Origin of the sequence: Arhodomonas aquaeolei DSM 8974 (assembly GCF_000374645.1) — a bacterium.
GTDB lineage: Bacteria > Pseudomonadota > Gammaproteobacteria > Nitrococcales > Nitrococcaceae > Arhodomonas > Arhodomonas aquaeolei.
The window spans coordinates 170553-187877 of the sequence record NZ_KB894804.1 but is presented as its reverse complement, the minus strand read 5'-3'; the positions used below and the strand labels follow the sequence as shown (position 1 = coordinate 187877).

At 69.4% G+C, this 17325-nt stretch carries 19 protein-coding genes; 12 read left to right on the top strand and 7 right to left on the bottom strand.

Going from position 1 to position 17325, the window contains the following annotated elements; genetic code table 11:
- Positions 1 to 17: 17 nt before the first annotated feature.
- The gene (locus C516_RS0107715) at positions 18 to 1304 is read right to left on the bottom strand and encodes a TRAP transporter large permease (RefSeq protein WP_018717791.1); all 1287 of its coding nucleotides are present in this window, start codon (positions 1302 to 1304) and stop codon (positions 18 to 20) included.
- A 38-nt stretch (positions 1305 to 1342) separates the two neighbouring features.
- Positions 1343 to 1975 carry a TRAP transporter small permease gene (locus C516_RS0107710; RefSeq protein WP_026321020.1) on the bottom strand — a complete coding sequence of 211 codons (633 nt, stop codon included), beginning with the start codon at positions 1973 to 1975 and terminating at the stop codon, positions 1343 to 1345.
- 156 nt (positions 1976 to 2131) lie between these two features.
- Between C516_RS0107710 and C516_RS0107705 the strand changes: the two genes are divergently transcribed.
- The 8 genes from C516_RS0107705 (at position 2132) to msrA (ending at position 9114) form a co-directional block, all read left to right on the top strand.
- Positions 2132 to 3151, top strand: coding sequence for a TRAP transporter substrate-binding protein (locus C516_RS0107705; protein WP_018717789.1), 1020 nt, complete (start codon positions 2132 to 2134; stop codon positions 3149 to 3151).
- 185 nt (positions 3152 to 3336) lie between these two features.
- Positions 3337 to 4314, top strand: a complete 978-nt coding sequence (locus C516_RS0107700) for an ABC transporter substrate-binding protein (RefSeq protein WP_018717788.1) — start codon at positions 3337 to 3339, stop codon at positions 4312 to 4314.
- A gap of 138 nt (positions 4315 to 4452) precedes the next feature.
- Positions 4453 to 5376: an ABC transporter permease gene (locus tag C516_RS0107695; protein WP_018717787.1), complete on the top strand. Its 924-nt coding sequence runs from the start codon at positions 4453 to 4455 to the stop codon at positions 5374 to 5376.
- The gene (locus tag C516_RS0107690; protein ID WP_018717786.1) at positions 5376 to 6170 is read left to right on the top strand and encodes an ABC transporter ATP-binding protein; all 795 of its coding nucleotides are present in this window, start codon (positions 5376 to 5378) and stop codon (positions 6168 to 6170) included. Before C516_RS0107695 ends, C516_RS0107690 begins: the two co-directional genes overlap by 1 nt.
- A gap of 39 nt (positions 6171 to 6209) precedes the next feature.
- Positions 6210 to 6980 carry a helix-turn-helix domain-containing protein gene (locus C516_RS0107685; RefSeq protein WP_018717785.1) on the top strand — a complete coding sequence of 257 codons (771 nt, stop codon included), beginning with the start codon at positions 6210 to 6212 and terminating at the stop codon, positions 6978 to 6980.
- 99 nt (positions 6981 to 7079) lie between these two features.
- A complete protein-coding gene (locus C516_RS0107680) occupies positions 7080 to 7832 on the top strand; it encodes a haloacid dehalogenase type II (protein ID WP_018717784.1) in 753 nt (250 codons plus the stop codon).
- Positions 7833 to 7987: 155 nt separating this feature from the next.
- The gene (gene msrB / locus C516_RS0107675; RefSeq protein ID WP_018717783.1) at positions 7988 to 8494 is read left to right on the top strand and encodes a peptide-methionine (R)-S-oxide reductase MsrB; all 507 of its coding nucleotides are present in this window, start codon (positions 7988 to 7990) and stop codon (positions 8492 to 8494) included.
- A complete protein-coding gene (gene msrA / locus C516_RS0107670; RefSeq protein ID WP_018717782.1) occupies positions 8491 to 9114 on the top strand; it encodes a peptide-methionine (S)-S-oxide reductase MsrA in 624 nt (207 codons plus the stop codon). Before msrB ends, msrA begins: the two co-directional genes overlap by 4 nt.
- Before the next feature lie 13 nt (positions 9115 to 9127).
- Here msrA and C516_RS0107665 read toward each other — a convergent pair whose 3' ends face one another.
- Complete coding sequence (locus C516_RS0107665) at positions 9128 to 9769, bottom strand: IMPACT family protein (protein ID WP_018717781.1); 642 nt, start codon at positions 9767 to 9769, stop codon at positions 9128 to 9130.
- A gap of 341 nt (positions 9770 to 10110) precedes the next feature.
- On the opposite strand from C516_RS0107665, the gene C516_RS0107660 reads away from it, so the two are divergent.
- From C516_RS0107660 to C516_RS18950, 3 genes are all read left to right on the top strand, one after another.
- On the top strand, positions 10111 to 11307 hold the full coding sequence (locus C516_RS0107660; RefSeq protein WP_018717780.1) for an ABC transporter substrate-binding protein: 1197 nt from the start codon (positions 10111 to 10113) through the stop codon (positions 11305 to 11307).
- Positions 11308 to 11397: 90 nt separating this feature from the next.
- Positions 11398 to 11901: a xanthine phosphoribosyltransferase gene (gene gpt, locus C516_RS0107655; protein WP_018717779.1), complete on the top strand. Its 504-nt coding sequence runs from the start codon at positions 11398 to 11400 to the stop codon at positions 11899 to 11901.
- Positions 11902 to 11910: 9 nt separating this feature from the next.
- A complete protein-coding gene (locus C516_RS18950; protein ID WP_018717778.1) occupies positions 11911 to 13002 on the top strand; it encodes a GGDEF domain-containing protein in 1092 nt (363 codons plus the stop codon).
- A 63-nt stretch (positions 13003 to 13065) separates the two neighbouring features.
- On the opposite strand, the gene C516_RS0107645 is transcribed toward C516_RS18950, so the two are convergent.
- Positions 13066 to 13722, bottom strand: coding sequence for an XRE family transcriptional regulator (locus C516_RS0107645; protein ID WP_018717777.1), 657 nt, complete (start codon positions 13720 to 13722; stop codon positions 13066 to 13068).
- A 486-nt stretch (positions 13723 to 14208) separates the two neighbouring features.
- Here C516_RS0107645 and C516_RS18945 point away from each other — a divergent pair, with 486 nt between their 5' ends.
- A complete protein-coding gene (locus C516_RS18945; protein WP_018717776.1) occupies positions 14209 to 14922 on the top strand; it encodes a GGDEF domain-containing protein in 714 nt (237 codons plus the stop codon).
- Here the strand turns inward: C516_RS18945 and C516_RS0107635 are convergent.
- The 3 genes from C516_RS0107635 to C516_RS0107625 form a co-directional block, all read right to left on the bottom strand.
- Positions 14919 to 15545, bottom strand: a complete 627-nt coding sequence (locus tag C516_RS0107635; RefSeq protein WP_018717775.1) for an alpha/beta family hydrolase — start codon at positions 15543 to 15545, stop codon at positions 14919 to 14921. The genes C516_RS18945 and C516_RS0107635 overlap by 4 nt on opposite strands.
- Positions 15542 to 16471, bottom strand: a complete 930-nt coding sequence (locus C516_RS0107630) for a PhzF family phenazine biosynthesis protein (RefSeq protein WP_018717774.1) — start codon at positions 16469 to 16471, stop codon at positions 15542 to 15544. Before C516_RS0107630 ends, C516_RS0107635 begins: the two co-directional genes overlap by 4 nt.
- A gap of 104 nt (positions 16472 to 16575) precedes the next feature.
- Positions 16576 to 17271, bottom strand: a complete 696-nt coding sequence (locus C516_RS0107625) for an SDR family NAD(P)-dependent oxidoreductase (RefSeq protein ID WP_018717773.1) — start codon at positions 17269 to 17271, stop codon at positions 16576 to 16578.
- Positions 17272 to 17325 lie beyond the last annotated feature (54 nt).

Sequence of the window (17325 nt, the reverse complement as noted above, 5' to 3'; positions counted from 1 at the left end):
GCTCCCAGGCAGGCCTGCTACTGCGCCCCGAACGAGGGCAGCCACAGCGACAGCTCCGGGAAGACAATCAGCAGCGCAGTGGCGAGCAGCAGGATCAGGATGAACGGCGGGGTGCCGCGGATCACGTCGAAATAGGGCCGCCGGAACACCGCCATCGCCGTGAAGATGTCACAGCCGAACGGCGGCGTGGCCGAGCCGATCGCCGCCTGCAGGGTAACGATCACGCCCACGTGCACCGGATCCAGCCCGGCCGAGTCGACCAGCGGCTTGAAGATCGGCACCAGGATCAGGATGACCACGATCGGGTCGACGAACATGCAGCCGATGAAGAACGACAGCGCGATCAGCGACAGCGCGGCGATCTGGTTGTCGCCGATGCTGTCCACCGCCGGGCCGAGGACCTGCTCCGGGATATGCGCCGTCGCCAGGGTCTGCGAGAACGCGGCGCCCACCGCGACCAGGATGAACACCACGGCGGTGATCATGCCCGTGGACAGCGCCAGGTCCCAGAGATCGCGCAGCGTGACCTGACGGAAGATGATCACCTCCAGCACGAAGGCGTAGGCCACCGCCACCGCCGAGGCCTCCACCGGGCTGAAGAAACCGCCGTAGATGCCGCCCACCACGATGGCCGGGAAGCCCAGCGGCAGCAGCGCGCGCTTGATCGACTGCCAGCGCTCCGGCCACGGGGTCCGCGGCTCGGGCTCGATGCCCTGGACACGCGAGCCGATGTAGCAGTACACGGAGAACAGCAGCAGGATGAGCAGGCCGGGGACGATACCGGCGATGAACAGGTCGCCGATGGACGCCCCGGGCATGATCACCCCGTAGACGATGAAGCCGATGCTCGGCGGGATCAGCAGTGCGATGTCGCTGGAGTTGATGATCAGCGCCAGCGCGAAGCTGTCGGTGTAGCCCTTCTCGAGCAGCCGCGGGCGCATGGGCCCGCCCATGGCGACCACCGTGGCCTGGGTCGAGCCGGAAACCGCGCCGAACACCGCACAGCTCGCCGCGGTGGTGATCGGCAGGCCGCCGCGCAGATGGCCGGTGAAGGCGGAGACCAGGTCCAGCAGCCGGTTGGCGGTGTGCCCCTTGGTCATGATGTCCGCGGCGAAGATGAACATCGGCACCGCCGCGAGCACCCAGGTGCCGATACCGGAGATCATCCAGCTCACACCCTGGTCGGGCCCGAAGAAGGTCATCCCCGTGAACATCATGTACAGCGTGCCGGCCGCCAGCGGGACCATCATCGGGAACCCGAGCAGCAGCAGCACGATCATCGTCACAACAAGCCAGGTCAACATCCGGCGCGCTCCCCTTGCTCTCTAGCCTATGCGCCCGCTCAGGCGCCGTTATTCTGATTCGTCGTGGTGCCGGCCGCGGCACCCTCCTCCTCGACGGGAACCTCGGCGTACTCCTCCTTCTCGGTGAAGGAGCGATACAGCTCGTGGCTGGCGAGATTGCGCACGGCGGTGAGCACGTACTGCACGCCGGCGAGGGTGAAGCCAATGGGCGCGGCGAGGTAGACGATCCACAGCGGGATGGTCAGCGCCGAGCTGGTGCGCCCCCGCTCGTAGATCGCCAGGGTGTAGTCGGCGGACTCGAAGGCCAGGTAGAACATCAGCGCGGCCGTGCCGAGACAGATCAGCACGAGCAGCCCCTTGCGGGCGGTGCCGCCGAGCTGATCGTAGAGGGCGGACATGCTGATGTGGCGGGCGGAGCGGGCGGCGTAGCTGACGCCGATGAAGGTGATGAGGATGATCAGGAGCTCGGTGATCTCGCTGGTGCCGGGGATGCCTTCGCCGAAGATCAGTCTTCCGAGGACATGCCCGCTCATGACGATGGCCATGACCAGGATACCGCCGCCGACTATCAGCCTTTCTATGTTGCCGAGCCAGCGGTCCAGCGTCGCCAACCCTCTGAGAAAGACGTTGTGACTGCGCGGTCCCGCCGCACCATCACCGGATTGCGTCATAGCGAATTCCCCCGCCGCGGCTGGTCAAACCTTAATTGACCATAAACCAAGAATCCGGGTTTGCCTACTCGCTGGACGGCCGAAAACCCTGTGTTACTGTTACCGGGGAGCCTCGACACGAACGAGAACAGCCAATCAGAAAGGAGGTCCTTACCCATGCGGCTGTACAAGTCCATCTCCATCGCGGCGCTCGGCCTGGGCCTGGCGTTCGCGGCAACAGCGAGCAGTGCGGAGACCTGGCGCTTCGGTCTCGAAGAGATCGAGGGCAGCGTTCAGTACGAGTACGCGGCCGAGTTCAAGAACATCATCGAGGAGAAGACCGACGGCGACGTCACCGTCGAGCTCTATCCCTACGGCGAGCTGGGCGGGCTCACCGACATCTACGATGCCGTCCAGAGCGGCGCCATCCAGCTCGCGTTCGGCTCCGGCTTCCTCGGCGGGACGGTGCCCGAGAGCCAGCTGTTCAGCCTGAACTTCATCCTGCCCCAGGACGAGTGGATGACCACCAAGGTCCTCAACTCCCCCGAGTTCCTGGAGAGTGACCCGTGGCAGAACGCGTTCCAGGATCGCGGCCTGCACCCGATCGCGATCGTGCCCGAGGGCTTCCAGGTCTGGACGGCGAACAAGCCGATCCACACCCCTGACGACATGGAAGGTCTCGCCATCCGCGTGATGGACAACCGCCTGCTGCTCGAGACCTACCGCGCCTATGGGGCGTCGCCGACGACCATCGAGTACGGCGAGCTCTACAGCGCCCTCCAGCAGGGCCAGGCCGAGGGCAACATCCAGCCGGTCTTCGCCCACGAGGAGATGAACTTCTACGAGGTTCAGGACTACATGATCTTCGCCAACCAGGCGCAGTTCGTGGCCACCGCGATGGCGAACCAGGACTGGTACAGCGGCCTGTCCGACGAGCGTAAGCAGCTCATCAAGGAGGCCACCGACGAGCTCGTGCGCTATATCCACGACAAGCAGCAGGAGCTCAACAGCAAGCGCCTGGATATCATCAAGTCCAACAGCGACATCGAGATCATCCGGCTCTCCGACGAGGAGCGGAACCAGTTCCGCGAGCTCGCCAAGCCGGTGCGCCAGGTCTTCGTCGACGAGGTCGGCGACAGTGGCCAGGAGCTGCTGGATCTGGTAACCAAGCTGTTCGACGAGGCCGAGAAGAAGTAGGCTTCCCGAAGCGGGAAACCTCGAGACCCGATCGAGCCCGGGGCGGCGCCCCGGGCTCTTTTCGTTACGGCCGGCGGTATTTGCCCGCGTCGGCCTTTGCGGCAGAATTGGCGGCTTACGGCGCCGCGCACGACGCCTTCGCCGGGACACGTCGGCGCCGGCAACACCAGCCAGGGGGAAAGGGAATGATCGGCAAAAACCTCGTCCGCGGCCTGCTCGGGGCCGCCTCGCTGTCCATGGCACTGATCGCGGGCCCCGCGGCCGCGGCCCCGGCGACCGTCAGGGTGACCTCCATCGTCGAGCACCCGGCGCTGGACGCCGTGCGTGATGGCACGCTGGACGAGCTGCGCGAGCGCGGCTACGAGCAGAACGACAACCTCGACTGGGCGTTCCAGACCGCCCAGGGCGATGTCGGCATCGCCGGACAGATCGCCCGGCAGTACGTGGGCGACGACCCGGACGTGATCGTCGCCATCGCCACGCCCTCGGCACAGGCCGCGGTATCCGCCGCCCGCGGACGGATCCCGGTGGTCTTCTCCGCGGTGACCGACCCGGTCAACGCCAAGCTGGTGAACGATCTCGACCATCCGGGCGGCAATGTCACCGGCGTCTCCGACATGACGCCGGTAGCCAGGCACCTGGCGTTCATCAAGCGCGTAATGCCGGAGCTCGAGACCCTCGGCATTCCCTACAATCCCGGTGAGCCCAACGCCGTCGTGCTTGTCGACGCGATCAAGAAGGCCGCGCCGGAGTACGGCATCGAGGTCAAGACCGCGGCCGCCCCGTCAACAGCGGACGTGCTCGGCGCCGCCCGCTCACTGGTCGGCGACGTGGACGCCATGTACATCGGCACCGACAACACCCTGATCAGCGCCTTCGAGTCGGTGGCCAAGGTGGGCATGGAGGCGGACATCCCGATCTTCACGGGCGACACCACCATCGTGAGCCGCGGCGCCGCCGCCGGTATCGGGTTCAACTACTACGACGTCGGCCGCCAGACCGGTGCCATCGTGGCCCGCATCCTCGAGGGCGAGGCCCCCGGGGATATCCCGGTGGAGTTCGTCGACAAGACACGGATCCATCTCAATCCGGCGGCGGCCCGCAAGATGGGGCTGGAGTTCGACCAGTCGGTGCTCGACGACGCCGACGAGATCGTCGAATAACACGCGCGGGCCCGCGGCCGGGTCCGAACGGCGCCGGCCACCACGCCGGCGCCCGGCCACCGGCCGTTTTCCGGCCGCGCCCACAAGGCGTGGCCGGCCCGGACCGGCACCTTCGGTTATGACGCAAAGGGCAGCGACGTGAGTCAGATCGCCATTCTCGGCGCCATAGAGACCGGCCTGCTGTTCGGCCTGGTCGCCATCGGCGTCTTCCTGAGCTTCCGGATACTCAACTTCCCCGACCTTACCGTCGACGGCAGCCTTCCGCTGGGCGCCGCCGTCGCCGCAACGCTGATCCTCGCCGGCGTGAACCCCTGGCTGTCGACCGTGGCCGCCTTCTTCGCCGGGGCCGGCGCCGGGCTGGTCACCGCCTGGCTGAACGTGCGCCTGCGCATCCTCCACCTGCTCGCGAGCATCCTGGTGATGATCTCGCTGCACACGGTGAACCTGCGCATCATGGGCCGGCCCAATGTCGCACTGCTCGGCGAGCCCACGGTCTTCTCCGCATTCGAGGGCCTGGACATCCCCTACTACTGGCTCAATCCCGCGGTGCTCCTGGTCGTGGTCCTCGTCACCGGTTACCTGATCACGCGCTTCCTGGGCTCGGAGATGGGACTCGGCATGCGCGCCACCGGTGCCAACCCGCGCATGGCCTCCGCGCAGGGCATTCATACCGGGCGGATGACGCTGCTCGGCATCGCGCTGTCCAATGCCCTGGTGGCACTCGCGGGCGCGCTGTTCGCCCAGATCCAGGGCGCAGCGGACATCACCATGGGCATCGGCACCATCGTGATCGGCCTGGCCGCGGTGATCGTGGGCGAGGCGCTGGTACCGCCGAAGACGATCGTGCGCGCGGTCATCGGCGCGGTGATCGGCTCGATCATCTACCGCTTCGCCGTGGCCTTCGCGCTCAACGCCGAATTCATCGGCCTGCAGGCGCAGGACCTCAAACTCATCACCGCGGTGCTGGTCGTGGTCGCCATGGTGCTGCCGGGCCTGCGCACCAAGCGCGCCATGCAGCGCCGGGCCCGGGCCACTCCGGCCAACAAGGGGGGACAGGGCTGATGATCCGTCTCGAGGACATCCACGTCACCTTCAATCCCGGTACGGCCATCGAGACCCACGCGCTCACGGGCCTGAACCTGGACATCCCCACGGGCGAGTTCGTCACCGTCATCGGCTCCAACGGCGCGGGCAAGTCCACCATGCTCAACGTCCTCGCCGGCGAGACCGGCACGGACACCGGCCGCGTGCTCATCGGCGAGGACGACGTCACCCGCCGCAGCACATCGGCACGGGCGGGGCTGGTCGCCCGGGTGTTCCAGGACCCCATGGCCGGCACCTGCGAAGACCTCACCATCGAGGAGAACCTGGCCCTTGCCTGCGCCCGCGGCCACCGCCGCGGATTGCGCCGCGCGGTCGACGGCGGCCGCCACCGCGCCTTCCGCGAGCGGATCGCGGAGCTCAACCTCGGCCTCGAGGACCGCCTCGGCGACCGCATGGGCCTGCTCTCCGGCGGCCAGCGCCAGGCCGTGAGCCTGCTGATGGCCACCATGAACCCCATGCGCATCCTCCTGCTCGACGAGCACACTGCGGCGCTGGACCCGCGTACCGCGAACTTCGTCATGGGCCTGACGGACCGCTTCGTGGGAGAGTCCGGGCTGACTACACTGATGGTCACCCACTCCATGCGTCAGGCGCTGGACCACGGCGACCGTACGGTCATGCTCCACGAGGGGCGGGTGGTGCTCGACGTCAGCGGGGAGGAGCGCCGCGGCATGAAGGTCGAGGACCTGTTGCACATGTTCGAGAAGGTCCGCGGCGAGGAGGTCGACGACGACGCACTCGTACTCGGCTGAACATGGCCGGCGGCGAACGCCGGCCCGGAGGACACGGTCATGACGGTCCCCACGGAACCGGCACACCTGGCGCTGCGGCGCTACGCGCGGGAGACACACCACCACGCTCATCCCCATCACCAGGTCGTGCTGCCGCTGGCGGGCACACTGGAAATGGACGTGGACGGCCGGGGCGGCGACGTCACCGGCGACTGTGCCGCCGTTATCCCCCGCGGCCGGCCCCACGGCTTCGCCGGCAGCGGTGACAACGCGTTCCTGATCCTCGACATCACCGCACCGCCCTCCCCCGGCAACGGCCGCGAATTCTGGCAGGCGGCCGCCGAACAGCCCTTCGTGCGCTTCGACGCCAGCCTCCACGGGCTGTGCCGCTTCATGGCCGAGCGCATCGGCCCGGACGGTCTCGGCGGGGTGCGCTCCGAGGTCACCGGATCGATGATCGTCGAGACCCTCGCCCGGGGCCTCGACACGGTCCCCGCCGCCCTGCCACGGCCGCTGGCGCGGGCCATCCGGTTCATGGAATCCCACTGCAGCGAGGCCCTCACGGTGGCGGCGATCGCCCGCGAGGCCGGTGTCGGAACCAGCCGGCTGTTCACGCTGTTCGATACGCATTTCGGGACTTCGCCGGGCCGCTATCTCGCCCGGCAGCGCCTGCACCACGCACGCTGGCTGCTGGAGACGACGCGCCGGCCGCTCGCGGAGATCGCCCTGGCCTCCGGCTACGCGGACCAGAGCACCTTCACCCGCGCCTTCCGCCGGGAGACGGGCATGCCGCCGGCCGCTTACCGCCGCCGCCACGGTGGCCGGCGATAAAGGCGGAGCCCAGGCACAAACGGCGGCAGCAACGGGCAAAGACAGGCCTCCGCCCCACGCTCCAGACTGCGGCCTCAGGACGCAGAGGAGATGCAAGCCATGACCCGTCGACTGACCGACTTCTCCGTGCTCACCTTCGACTGCTACGGGACGCTGATCGACTGGGAGAGCGGGATCTGGGACGCCCTGCAGCCGGTGCTCCACGCCAACGGCTGCACGGAAATCACCCGCGAAACCGGCCTCGCCGCCTTCGCCGAGTTCGAGAGCACGCAGCAGGCCGAGACCCCCGGGATGCGCTACCCCGAGCTGTTGCGGCGTGTCCACGAGCGCTTCGTCGAGCGCTTCGGGCTGCGCAGCGACGAGGCCCTGGACCGGGCGTTCGGCGAGTCCGTGCCTCACTGGCCCGCCTTCCCCGACAGCGCCGACGCCCTGCGCTCGCTCGCCCGTTCGTACCGGCTGGTGATCCTCTCCAACGTGGACCACGGAGGCTTCGCCGCCTCCAATCGCAAGCTCGGGGTCACCTTCGACGCCATCTACACCGCCGAGGACATGGGCGCCTACAAGCCCACCCCCGGCAATTTCGAGTACATGGTCAACCGGCTGCGGGAGGACCACGGCATCGCCCCGGAGCAGATCCTGCACACCGCCCAGAGCCTGTTCCACGACCACGTCCCGGCCAGCCACGCCGGCCTCGCCCGATGCTGGATCGATCGCCAGGGCCTGTCCCGTGGCGGCAGCTGGGGGGCCACCGCAGAGGTGCCGGAACGGCCCTCGGTCGACTTCCTCTTCCCGGACCTCGCCGGCATGGCCGCGCAGGTGCGCGAGGAGGAGGACGCCCCGCCGGCGCGCTGAACAACGAGGGCGGGCGGGGTCCGTAAAGCCCCGTATGCACATGCTGGAGCCCCCGCGCTAGCCTTACTGACACGGTCATTCCCATGGCCGCCCGCCCCCGGCGAACATACCGGGGACGGGGCTGTCGAAACGGTAAAGGTCAGCGGAGAGAAGGCATGGCCATGACACGACGCCAGTTGCTCGCGGCCCTCGGGGCCGCGGCCATCATCCCCGCCGGGGTGTGGCGGCTGCTGCCGAGCGCCCGCGCCGCCGGCGAGTTCCCCCTGGAGCTCAGCGAGGCGGAGTGGCGCAAGCGGCTGACCCCACGCGAGTACGAGGTCCTGCGCGAGGAGGACACCGAGGCACCCGGCAGCAGCGAGCTCCTGCACGAGAAGCGCGCCGGGGTATACACCTGTGCCGGCTGCGACCAGCCCGTGTTCCGCTCGGAGACCAAGTTCGACAGCGGCACCGGCTGGCCGAGCTTCTACGCCCCCATCGACGGCGCGATCGGCACCCGCGAGGACCGCCGCCTGCTCGTGATGGTGCGCACCGAGGTGCACTGCAGCCGCTGCGGCGGCCATCTCGGCCACGTCTTCGAGGACGGTCCGGAGCCCACGGGGCTGCGCTACTGCCTCAACGGCGTGGCGCTTGATTTCGTCCCCGCCGGGGAGGCCCCGGCATGATGCGCCGGCTGGCCGTAATCCTCCTTGCCGCCGTCACCACCGCCGCAGGCGCCGCCGGCATGGGCAAGCCCGCGGCCGGCCCGCCACCGGAGGGACTCGCGGTGGCGACCTTCGCCGGCGGCTGCTTCTGGTGCATGGAGCCGCCGTTCGACAAGCTCGACGGCGTGCGTGAGACGATCTCCGGCTATACCGGCGGCCACGTCGAGCGACCCACCTACCGCCAGGTCGGCAGCGGCGGCACGGGTCACTACGAGGCGGAACGCGTGGTCTACGACCCGGCGAAGATCAGCTACGAGCGGCTGCTCGAGGTGTACTGGCGCAACGTCGACCCCTTCGACCCCGGCGGACAGTTCTGCGACCGCGGCCGTTCCTATCGCACGGCGATCTTCGTGCACAACGACGAGCAGCGCCGTCTCGCCGAGCAGAGCAAGGAGCGGCTGGCGCAGCGCTTCGATCACCGCATCGTCACACCGGTGGTCGACGCCTCGGCGTTCTATCCGGCGGAGGACTATCACCAGGACTACTACCGGAAGAATCCGATCCGCTACAAGTACTATCGCCTGCGCTGCGGACGCGACCAGCGGCTGGAAGCCATCTGGGGTGACGAGGCCGGCGGGTGAGCTCCACCCGCCATCAACCGCGCCCCTCGCCGCCCGTCCCCGGGGCGGCGGAGGGCGCCTCCATACGGACGCCCTGCGCGCCGCAGAACGCCGACAGCGCCTCCAGCTCGTCGTCCGGCAGCACCAGCTCCATGACCACCCCCTCGCCGTAGTCGACCGAGCACGGCCATGCGTCGTGACCGGAGGCCCAGTGGCGCAGCGGCTGCTCGACCGCGAAGCCCATATGCAGGCGGACCCGGGAGCACGGCCGGTGACGCGTGAGCTCGAGCGCCGATAGCACCTGTTCCGTGGCACCCGCGTAGGCCCGGGTAAGGCCGCCGGCCCCCAGCTTGATACCGCCGAAATAGCGCACGACGACCACCACCACGTCGGCGATGCCCTTGTGCTGGATCACACCGAGGATGGGCCGGCCGGCGGTACCCGAAGGCTCACCGGCATCGCTCACCGCCGCGGAGGCGGCCCCCTCGGGGTCTCCGACGAGGTAGGCCCAGCAGTGATGGCGCGCGTCCGGGAACTCCGCGGTCAGCCGATCGACCACGGCGAACGCCTCCCCGCGCGTCTCCGCGCGTTCGGCGTGAGCGATGAACCGGCTCTTGCGCACCAAGGTCTCGGCACGCGCCGGACCGGCCGGCACCAGCGGGGCGGTGTCCGCCACGGCGACTCCTCCGGGAGGTGAAAGGCGTGCCGCCATACTAACCCGGACGCTTGCCCGTCCTCACCCCGGTATGCCGGGAACGCCCCTTCACCGGACCGCGGTGCCGCCCGGCAAGGGCCCGTTGCACCCGCAAGGCATACGGACACACGGCGATCAGGCACCGGATGAGACCGTGGATCCATCAAAGCTTGATGTTGCTCACACGCCGGCGACCGCCACGCCGCCAAAATGCTACAGTCGTGCGTAGCCGCGCGGATACGCGCCGTCGCGGCAACACGGCCCAATCCGAACAATAAGGCGCGGTAGGGAATGGACTGCGCCGGCCAGCAAGGAGATCATCCATGCGCGCGATGCTTCGCGGACTGCTCGCCCTGGTGCTGTGCGGCGCGTATGCCACGGCCCATGCCGACTTCTCCGACGGTGAGATCCGCATCGGGGTGCTTACCGACCTCTCCGGCGTCTCCCGCGGCGACGCCGGCCAGCTGAGCGTGGTCGCCGCCGAGGTCGCCGCCGACCGCCTGGGCGGGAATATCGACGGTGCCCCCATCCGTATCATCGCCATGGATCACGGCAGCGATGCGGATCAGGCACTGAAGGCGGCGCGGGAACTGGTCGAGACCCACCACGTGGACATGATCACCGACCTGGTGCGCTCCAACACGGCAATCCCGGTACAGCGCTATGCGACCGAGCAGGGCGTGGTGGTCATGCCCACCGGCGCGGGCGCCTCGGCACTGCACGGCAAGTACTGCTCGCCGCTCGCCTTCCACTGGGGCTTCGATAGCTACGCCCTCGCCAACGCCGTGGCCTCGGCGGTCACCCGGGACGGTGGCGACGAGTGGTTCTTCGTCACCGCGGACTACGCCTTCGGCAGCGCCATCGAGTCCGCCGCACGCGGGCTGGTCAAGCAGGCCGGCGGCGAGGTCCTCGGCGCGGCACGCTACCCGTACAAGGCCACCGACCTCACCGAGCCCCTGACGGCCGCGGAGGATTCCGGGGCCGGCGTGATCGCGCTCGCCAGCGGCGGCGAGGACACCCAGCGCGCGATCCGCCAGGGCTATGAGCTCGGCCTGGTGGACGACGAGCACCGCTTCGCCGCGCTGCTGATGTTCCTCACCGATGTCCGCGATCTCGGGCTCTACGTCGCCCGGGGCCTGCAGCTCGCCACCCCCTTCTACTGGGACCTCGACGAGGCCTCGCGCACCTTCGCCCAGGCGGTCTACGAGCGCGCCGGCGCGATGCCGACCATGATCCACGCGGGCACCTACTCGGCCACGCTGAACTACCTCCGCGCCGCCAGGAAGGCCGGCACGGACGACGCCCGGAGCGTCGCGGACACGCTGCGGGGCATGTCCATCGAGGACGCCTTCGCCCACAACGGCCACGTGCGCGAGGACGGGCTGATGGTCCACGACTTCTATCTCATGCAGGTGAAATCACCGCTGAACAGCACCTCGGCCTGGGACTATTACAAGCAGGTCAGCGTCATCCCGGGCGACGACATCCATGCCGCCCCGGACGGCAGCTGCAAGCGGTGACACCGGGCGGGGCGGCCTTCCGGTATTGGCCGCGCGGGCCGATTTGACGATAATGTGCCGCCCCAACCCCGCTGCAGGTACTCGACGACCATGGTGCCACACCCACAGGAAAAGGCCTTTCCCGTCTCCTGGGATCAGCTCCACCGCGACGCCCGGGCCCTGGCCTGGCGTCTGTCCGGCGTCGGCCAGTGGGACGCCCTGGTCTGCATCACCCGCGGCGGGCTCGTGCCCTCGGCCATCGTCGCCCGGGAACTCGGCATCCGGCTTATAGAGACCGTCTGCGTCGCCTCCTACCACGACTACGACACCCAGGGTGACCTGGTCGTGCTCAAGCACGTCACCGACGCCGTCACCAACCTCGGCGCCGGCAGCGGCGAGCGGGTGCTCATCGTCGACGACCTCGTGGACACCGGCCGCACCGCGCGCGAGGTCCGCGACATGCTCCCGAAGGCGCATTTCGCCACGGTCTACGCCAAGCCCCAGGGCTGCGAGGTGGTGGACACCTTCGTCACCGAGGTCTCCCAGGACACCTGGATCTATTTCCCCTGGGACATGAGCCTGCAGTTCACCCCGCCGCTGCACGACGGGCACTAACGGGCGACCATGGCCCGCGCCCTGCTCCCTCGCCTCTGCGACTGGCTCCACGCCCGCCGGCGCCGCTCCGTCACCGCTGCACTCAGGCGGGCGCTGGCGGCCCTGTTCACCACCGATGCGCTGCCGGAAACCAGCCGCGCGCACCGGGGGACCCTCGCCGAAGAGCTTGGCGACGACACCGACTGCGCCGAGCGCGTGCACCGCTTCCACGCCCTGCTGGAGAGGGACCTGCGCTCGGAGGCCAGGCTGCTCGAGCAGGGGCTCAACACCTACGCCCGCCAGCTCGCGGCACTGGACCGCCACCTCCGCCACGCCGAGAGCGAGCGCGCGGAGGCCATCGCCGACCACGACGCCATGAGCGACCACGTCCGCCAGCACGTCGGGGACATCCGTCAGGCGGTCTCCGGCGGGACCGCCGACGTCCCGATGCAGCGCGTGGAATCACGGCTCGCGCACATCGTCGACACCCTGCGGACCTATTCCCGGCGTCAGCACGAGCGCGTGGCGGCGGCGGAATCCGAGGCGGACGCACTGCGCGGCCGGCTGCAGGAGGCCGAGGCCGAGACCGCCGAGCTACGCCGGCGCCTGGTCGAGGAGCGCAGCCGCGGGGCCACCGACACCCTCACCGGCGTCCCCAACCGCATGGCCTTCGAGGAGCGTTTCTCCGATGAGCTGGCCCGCCAGCAGCGCACCCGCCGGACCTTCGCCCTGGTCGTCGCGGATATCGATCACTTCAAGCGCGTCAATGATATCCACGGCCACCTCGCCGGCGACCGGATCCTCGTGGCCGTGGCGGAAACGCTGCGCGCCGCCCTGCGCACCACGGACATGATGGCCCGCTACGGCGGGGAGGAGTTCGTCGCGCTGCTGCCCGAAACGGACGCGGACGCGGCACGGGAGAGCGCCGACCGGCTGCTGGAGGCCGTCCGCCGGCTGCGCCCCGACGGCGGCGGCCCGGAGGCCGTCCCGGTTACGATCTCGGCCGGTGTGACCGAGGTCCAGGTCGGCGACGACATGACGGATGCCTTCGAACGCGCGGACCACGCCCTCTACGACGCCAAGCGCGCCGGACGCGACCGGATCGCCGTGCGCCTGCGTTGACACCCGGCGAGTGCCGCGTCACCAACGTCAACCACGACGACGCGGAGCGAACGCGGTGCCGGGCTAGACCCGTCGCGCTATCCAGATCACCCGGCCGACCACATCCAGGGCCGCCAGGGCCGCGCCGGAAACGTGCTGATCCGCGTAGCGGAGGCTGTCCGATCGCACCCACACCCCGCCGGACCAGTCCCGTTGCAGGCGTTTCGGCTGCAGCGCACCGTCGACGCGGAGCACGTACACAGCGTCGTCGCCGATATCGTGCCGGGTCGTGTCGACGAGAAGGCGATCCCCTTCGTTCACGGTCGGGGCCATGGAGTCGCCGCTGGCCGTGACCACGACCAGCGCCTCGGCGCACAGTCCCTCCGCGTTCAGCCACGCCGATGAGAGCGCCAGCACCGGCATCGTGTCCGCGGCACGGATCGGCGTGTATTCCCCCGCGGCGTATCGGGGCCCGGCCTCGCGTACGGTACCGGATACCTCCAGCGCCCCCTCGCCGGTCGCGAGCCACGCGACGGACACACCGCCGGCCCGGGCCAGGGCCACCAGGCGCCCCGCCGTGGGCTCGCTGGCCCCCGCGATATAACGATAGAGATGGCTCTCCGAGACACCGGCCCGCGCGGCGAGGGCCTTCTTGCCCCCGACGTGCGCGGCAATCTCGGATATGCGAGCCCCAATGGCGCCGGCATCCGTCGATGCACCCCCGTGTGAACGGCCGGCCATGTCGTTGTTTTTTCCTTCGTCAGGCATTGTCGTGTTCCACTGGCACGCCCGGGCCACCCCGGTTGCGACACACGCCCGGAAACCATTGACACGAAACTCCCGGATAAGGCAGTCTCACCCTTATCCGGGACTCCGGCGTCACGGAATGGACGGCCGGAGACCGTGTCGGCGCATGCAACGTGCCGGCCCGTGCGCCTTGAGCCACGGAGACACCGCAGTATGGACACACCGGGCGGATACCCAATCGCGCGGCGGCGGTGGCTTATGGCTGACCATAAGTGAACGAGCATACCGGGCGGCAGACGATCGCGTCATGTCGACCATGTCCCATTACCGGGAACGCCCCGGGAAAGGACGACGCAATGGCGGCGCGAGCCATGCACCCGCGTAAACCCCGCGACTGCATGGCACCGGTGCAGGGACACGCCAGAACCAGCCCCCCGTGCCGCGCACGGATGCACGGGACGTGCGCAGAGGTAGGGATCAATGGCTCAGGACGAGCAGGCTGAGCGCGGCAGGCCAATCACACGCACCATCCCCGGTAACATCCCCCGACGCCTTGCCCTCCGCGCCCTGGCGCTGCTGCAGCGTTGCAGCCCCGGACGGCAGAGCACGGCGTGCAGGGCCTGCCCGTACCGCAGGCGCCTGCGCGAGAGCGAGGCAAAGATCGCGGAGCTTCGTCGGCGCCTTGCCGAGGAACGCAACCGCGGGGCCACCGATGCCCTCACCGGCATCTACAACCGCAAGGCCTTCCAGGAGCGCTTTGCCGTCGAGCTGGCGCGACGCCAGCGCTACGGCCGGCGCCTGTCACTGATCATCCTCGACATCGATCACTTCAAGGGGGTCAACGACGCCTACGGCCACGTCACCGGCGACCGCATCCTCACCGCCGTCGCCAGCCGGCTTCAGGCAGAGGTGCGCGCCATCGACCTGCTCGCCCGTTACGGCGGCGAGGAGTTCGTGGTGCTGCTGCCGGAGACCGACCTGCAGCAGGCCCGCCACACCGCCGGCAAGCTGCTGGCACGGATACGCGACGAGCACTTCCAAACCGGCGAGCACAAAATCGGTATCACGATCTCGGCAGGCGTGACGGAGGTACGCAGCGACGATACGGCGGCACGGGCACTGGAGCGTTCCGACGCCGGGCTCTATGCGGCGAAGAACGGCGGGCGTAACCGCATCGGCGTCTCCGGGGACTAGGCGAGCCGCGCCAGGAAGGCAGCGCTGGCGGCCACCGCCCGGTCAAGGTTGCCCGCCTCGGTCTCGCCGCTGCGCTTGCGCGGCTTGAAGGAGTGATCGCCGTCCGGCACCCAGGTCACCGCAATGGTGGAGGCGAGCTCGTAGGCCGCGACTTCGTCCGGCCGGCCGAACGGGTCACGCTCGCCCTGCAGGATCAGCGCCGGTGTCGACAGCGCCGCCAGGTGCGCGACCCGCGGCCGCTCGGGCCGGCCCGGGGGATGGAAGGGGTAGCCGAGGACGAGCAGTCCCCGGGCGCCGAGCTCGTCCGCGACCAGGCTTGCCATGCGTCCGCCCATGGATTTGCCGCCGATGGCCACGGTCCCCGGCCAGCGCTCGCGCACCGCCGCGACGACCTCGCGGTAGCACCCGAGCAACGTCTCCTGCCGGTCCGGGCCACGTCGCTTACCGTCCTCGCGCCGCCTCGCCATGTACGGGAACTCGAAACGCACCACGCGGTGGCCCGCCGCGGCGAGCCCTCCGGCGATGTGCGTCATGAACGGTGTGTCCATGGCGGCACCGGCGCCGTGGGCGAGGACGACCGTGACCGCCGCGCCCCCCGGCCCGTCAATCAGCCACTCGCTCACCCGTCGTCGCCATCCCCGGTGTCGGGGACCAGCATCAGCCCCTCCATCACCTGCACCGCACGCCCGGCAACGCGGACACCGCGGATCGCCTCGGGCTCACCCTGGACCTCGACCCAGGCCTCACCCGGCCGGCCCAGCCAGTGCCCCTGCTCCACGGAGAAACGGGCGTGCGGAATGAGTCCGTGGTGCCAGAGGTAGGCCGCCAGGCCGCCGCTTGCCGAGCCATTGAAGCTGTGCTCGAAGGCGTTCGGTGGTGCGCCGAAATGGCGGGAGAACACGTCACCGCTGTCGGTGGCGCCCCCGAGGGCGAACAGATGGGCCCCCACGAAACCGCCGAAACGGTGGAGCTCGGCATAGGCGTCGAGCCGGACACGGGCGCGCCGCAGCGCGTCCTCGCTCACCACGGGCACCATCAGGTGCGGGATCACGGTATTCACCGTCTGCACCGGCGCGTCATCCCGCAGGTCCGAGAGCTCCAGGCCGAATACCGTCGCGATCTCTGCCGGATCCTGGGCCTCGAAGAAATCCGGCGGCGGCTGCGTGACCGACAGCAGCGGCATATCCCCGCCGGAATGGGTCACGTCCATCTCGACCACGCCGTGGTTGGTCTCGATGCCCAGGCGCTGGATGTGCCCGTCGCCCCGCGCCAGGCGTCCCTTGGTCAGCAGCGCATGGGTGAGCGCCACCGCGAGGTGGCCGAACAGCGGCACCTCCTCGCGCCCGACGAACGAGCGTGCCCCCACCTCGGCCACTGTCTGGTCCTCCGGATCCATGGCGAACACGGTCGCGGAGACGCCCAGCTCGTCGGAGAGCGTGCTCATCATCTCGTCGTCGAGGCCATCCGCGTCGAGTACCACGGCGCAGGCCACGCCGCCGAAGGCCGTCGCGGTGAAGGCATCCACCTGAATGATCGGTACTGCTTGCATGCCGTTATCCCTGTCGTCGCCAACCAGGCCGGAAACGGGTGCCGGACACCCACGGTGCCCCGCACCATAACCGCTGGCACCGGTGCCGTCACTCGGTGGGCCGGTCAGAAACGTTCCGTGGCGGGCCGCAGGTCGAGCTCCTGGGTCCACGCATTGGGGGGCTGGCAGTGGAGCTGCCAGTAGCTCTCGGCGATCGCAGCGGGCTCGAGCCGGTCGTTGTCGGCGACCCCGTCGGGCGGTCCGATGCGCCCGTCGATGACGACATGGGCCACGTGCACACCCTCGGGCCCGAGCTCCCGGGCCAGGCTCTGGGAGAGCGCACGGATGCCGAACTTGGGGACCGCGAGGGTGGCGAACCCGGCACCGCCGCGCCATGCCGCCGTGGCCCCGGTGAACAGCAGGCTGCCCCGTCCCCGCGGTGCCATGTGACGCGCGGCCTCGCGCGCGACGATGAAACCACCCAGACACCCCACCCGCCAGCACCGCTCGAAGGTGGCCACGGAAATGTCGCGGATACCGCCGGGCTCGAAAGTCCCGGCGTTGTACACCACCGCCTCCACCGGACCGAGCTCGGCGTCGGCGGCGTCGAACACGGCTGCCACCTGGGCCTCGTCGGTGGCATCGCAGGGATAGGGAAGGACCTGCCCTTCGTCGGCGTCCATACCGGCGGCGATATCGGCCAGCCGCTCGGCGCCGCGGGCGATCATCGCGACGTTCAGACCACCGGCGGCGAAACGCTGTACCAGCGCCGCACCGAGCCCGGGGCCAACCCCGACGACCAACGCGCTGCCCCTGCCCATAGCACTGTCTCCGGACGATGCCTTTATGGACAGTTTAGACGGGCAACCCCGCCA

Excerpts from the sequence above, each read along its gene's own strand:
- C516_RS0107690 (WP_018717786.1), top strand. The coding sequence starts at position 5,376 with ATGATCCGTCTCGAGGACATCCACGTCACCTTCAATCCCGGTACGGCC.
- C516_RS0107715 (WP_018717791.1), bottom strand. The coding sequence starts at position 1,304 with ATGTTGACCTGGCTTGTTGTGACGATGATCGTGCTGCTGCTGCTCGGG.
- C516_RS0107705 (WP_018717789.1), top strand. The coding sequence starts at position 2,132 with ATGCGGCTGTACAAGTCCATCTCCATCGCGGCGCTCGGCCTGGGCCTG.
- C516_RS0107625 (WP_018717773.1), bottom strand. The coding sequence starts at position 17,271 with ATGGGCAGGGGCAGCGCGTTGGTCGTCGGGGTTGGCCCCGGGCTCGGT.
- C516_RS0107660 (WP_018717780.1), top strand. The coding sequence starts at position 10,111 with ATGCGCGCGATGCTTCGCGGACTGCTCGCCCTGGTGCTGTGCGGCGCG.
- C516_RS0107710 (WP_026321020.1), bottom strand. The coding sequence starts at position 1,975 with ATGACGCAATCCGGTGATGGTGCGGCGGGACCGCGCAGTCACAACGTC.
- C516_RS0107630 (WP_018717774.1), bottom strand. The coding sequence starts at position 16,471 with ATGCAAGCAGTACCGATCATTCAGGTGGATGCCTTCACCGCGACGGCC.
- msrB (WP_018717783.1), top strand. The coding sequence starts at position 7,988 with ATGGCCATGACACGACGCCAGTTGCTCGCGGCCCTCGGGGCCGCGGCC.
- C516_RS0107680 (WP_018717784.1), top strand. The coding sequence starts at position 7,080 with ATGACCCGTCGACTGACCGACTTCTCCGTGCTCACCTTCGACTGCTAC.
- C516_RS0107685 (WP_018717785.1), top strand. The coding sequence starts at position 6,210 with ATGACGGTCCCCACGGAACCGGCACACCTGGCGCTGCGGCGCTACGCG.
- msrA (WP_018717782.1), top strand. The coding sequence starts at position 8,491 with ATGATGCGCCGGCTGGCCGTAATCCTCCTTGCCGCCGTCACCACCGCC.
- C516_RS0107645 (WP_018717777.1), bottom strand. The coding sequence starts at position 13,722 with ATGGCCGGCCGTTCACACGGGGGTGCATCGACGGATGCCGGCGCCATT.
- gpt (WP_018717779.1), top strand. The coding sequence starts at position 11,398 with ATGGTGCCACACCCACAGGAAAAGGCCTTTCCCGTCTCCTGGGATCAG.
- C516_RS18945 (WP_018717776.1), top strand. The coding sequence starts at position 14,209 with ATGGCTCAGGACGAGCAGGCTGAGCGCGGCAGGCCAATCACACGCACC.
- C516_RS0107700 (WP_018717788.1), top strand. The coding sequence starts at position 3,337 with ATGATCGGCAAAAACCTCGTCCGCGGCCTGCTCGGGGCCGCCTCGCTG.
- C516_RS18950 (WP_018717778.1), top strand. The coding sequence starts at position 11,911 with ATGGCCCGCGCCCTGCTCCCTCGCCTCTGCGACTGGCTCCACGCCCGC.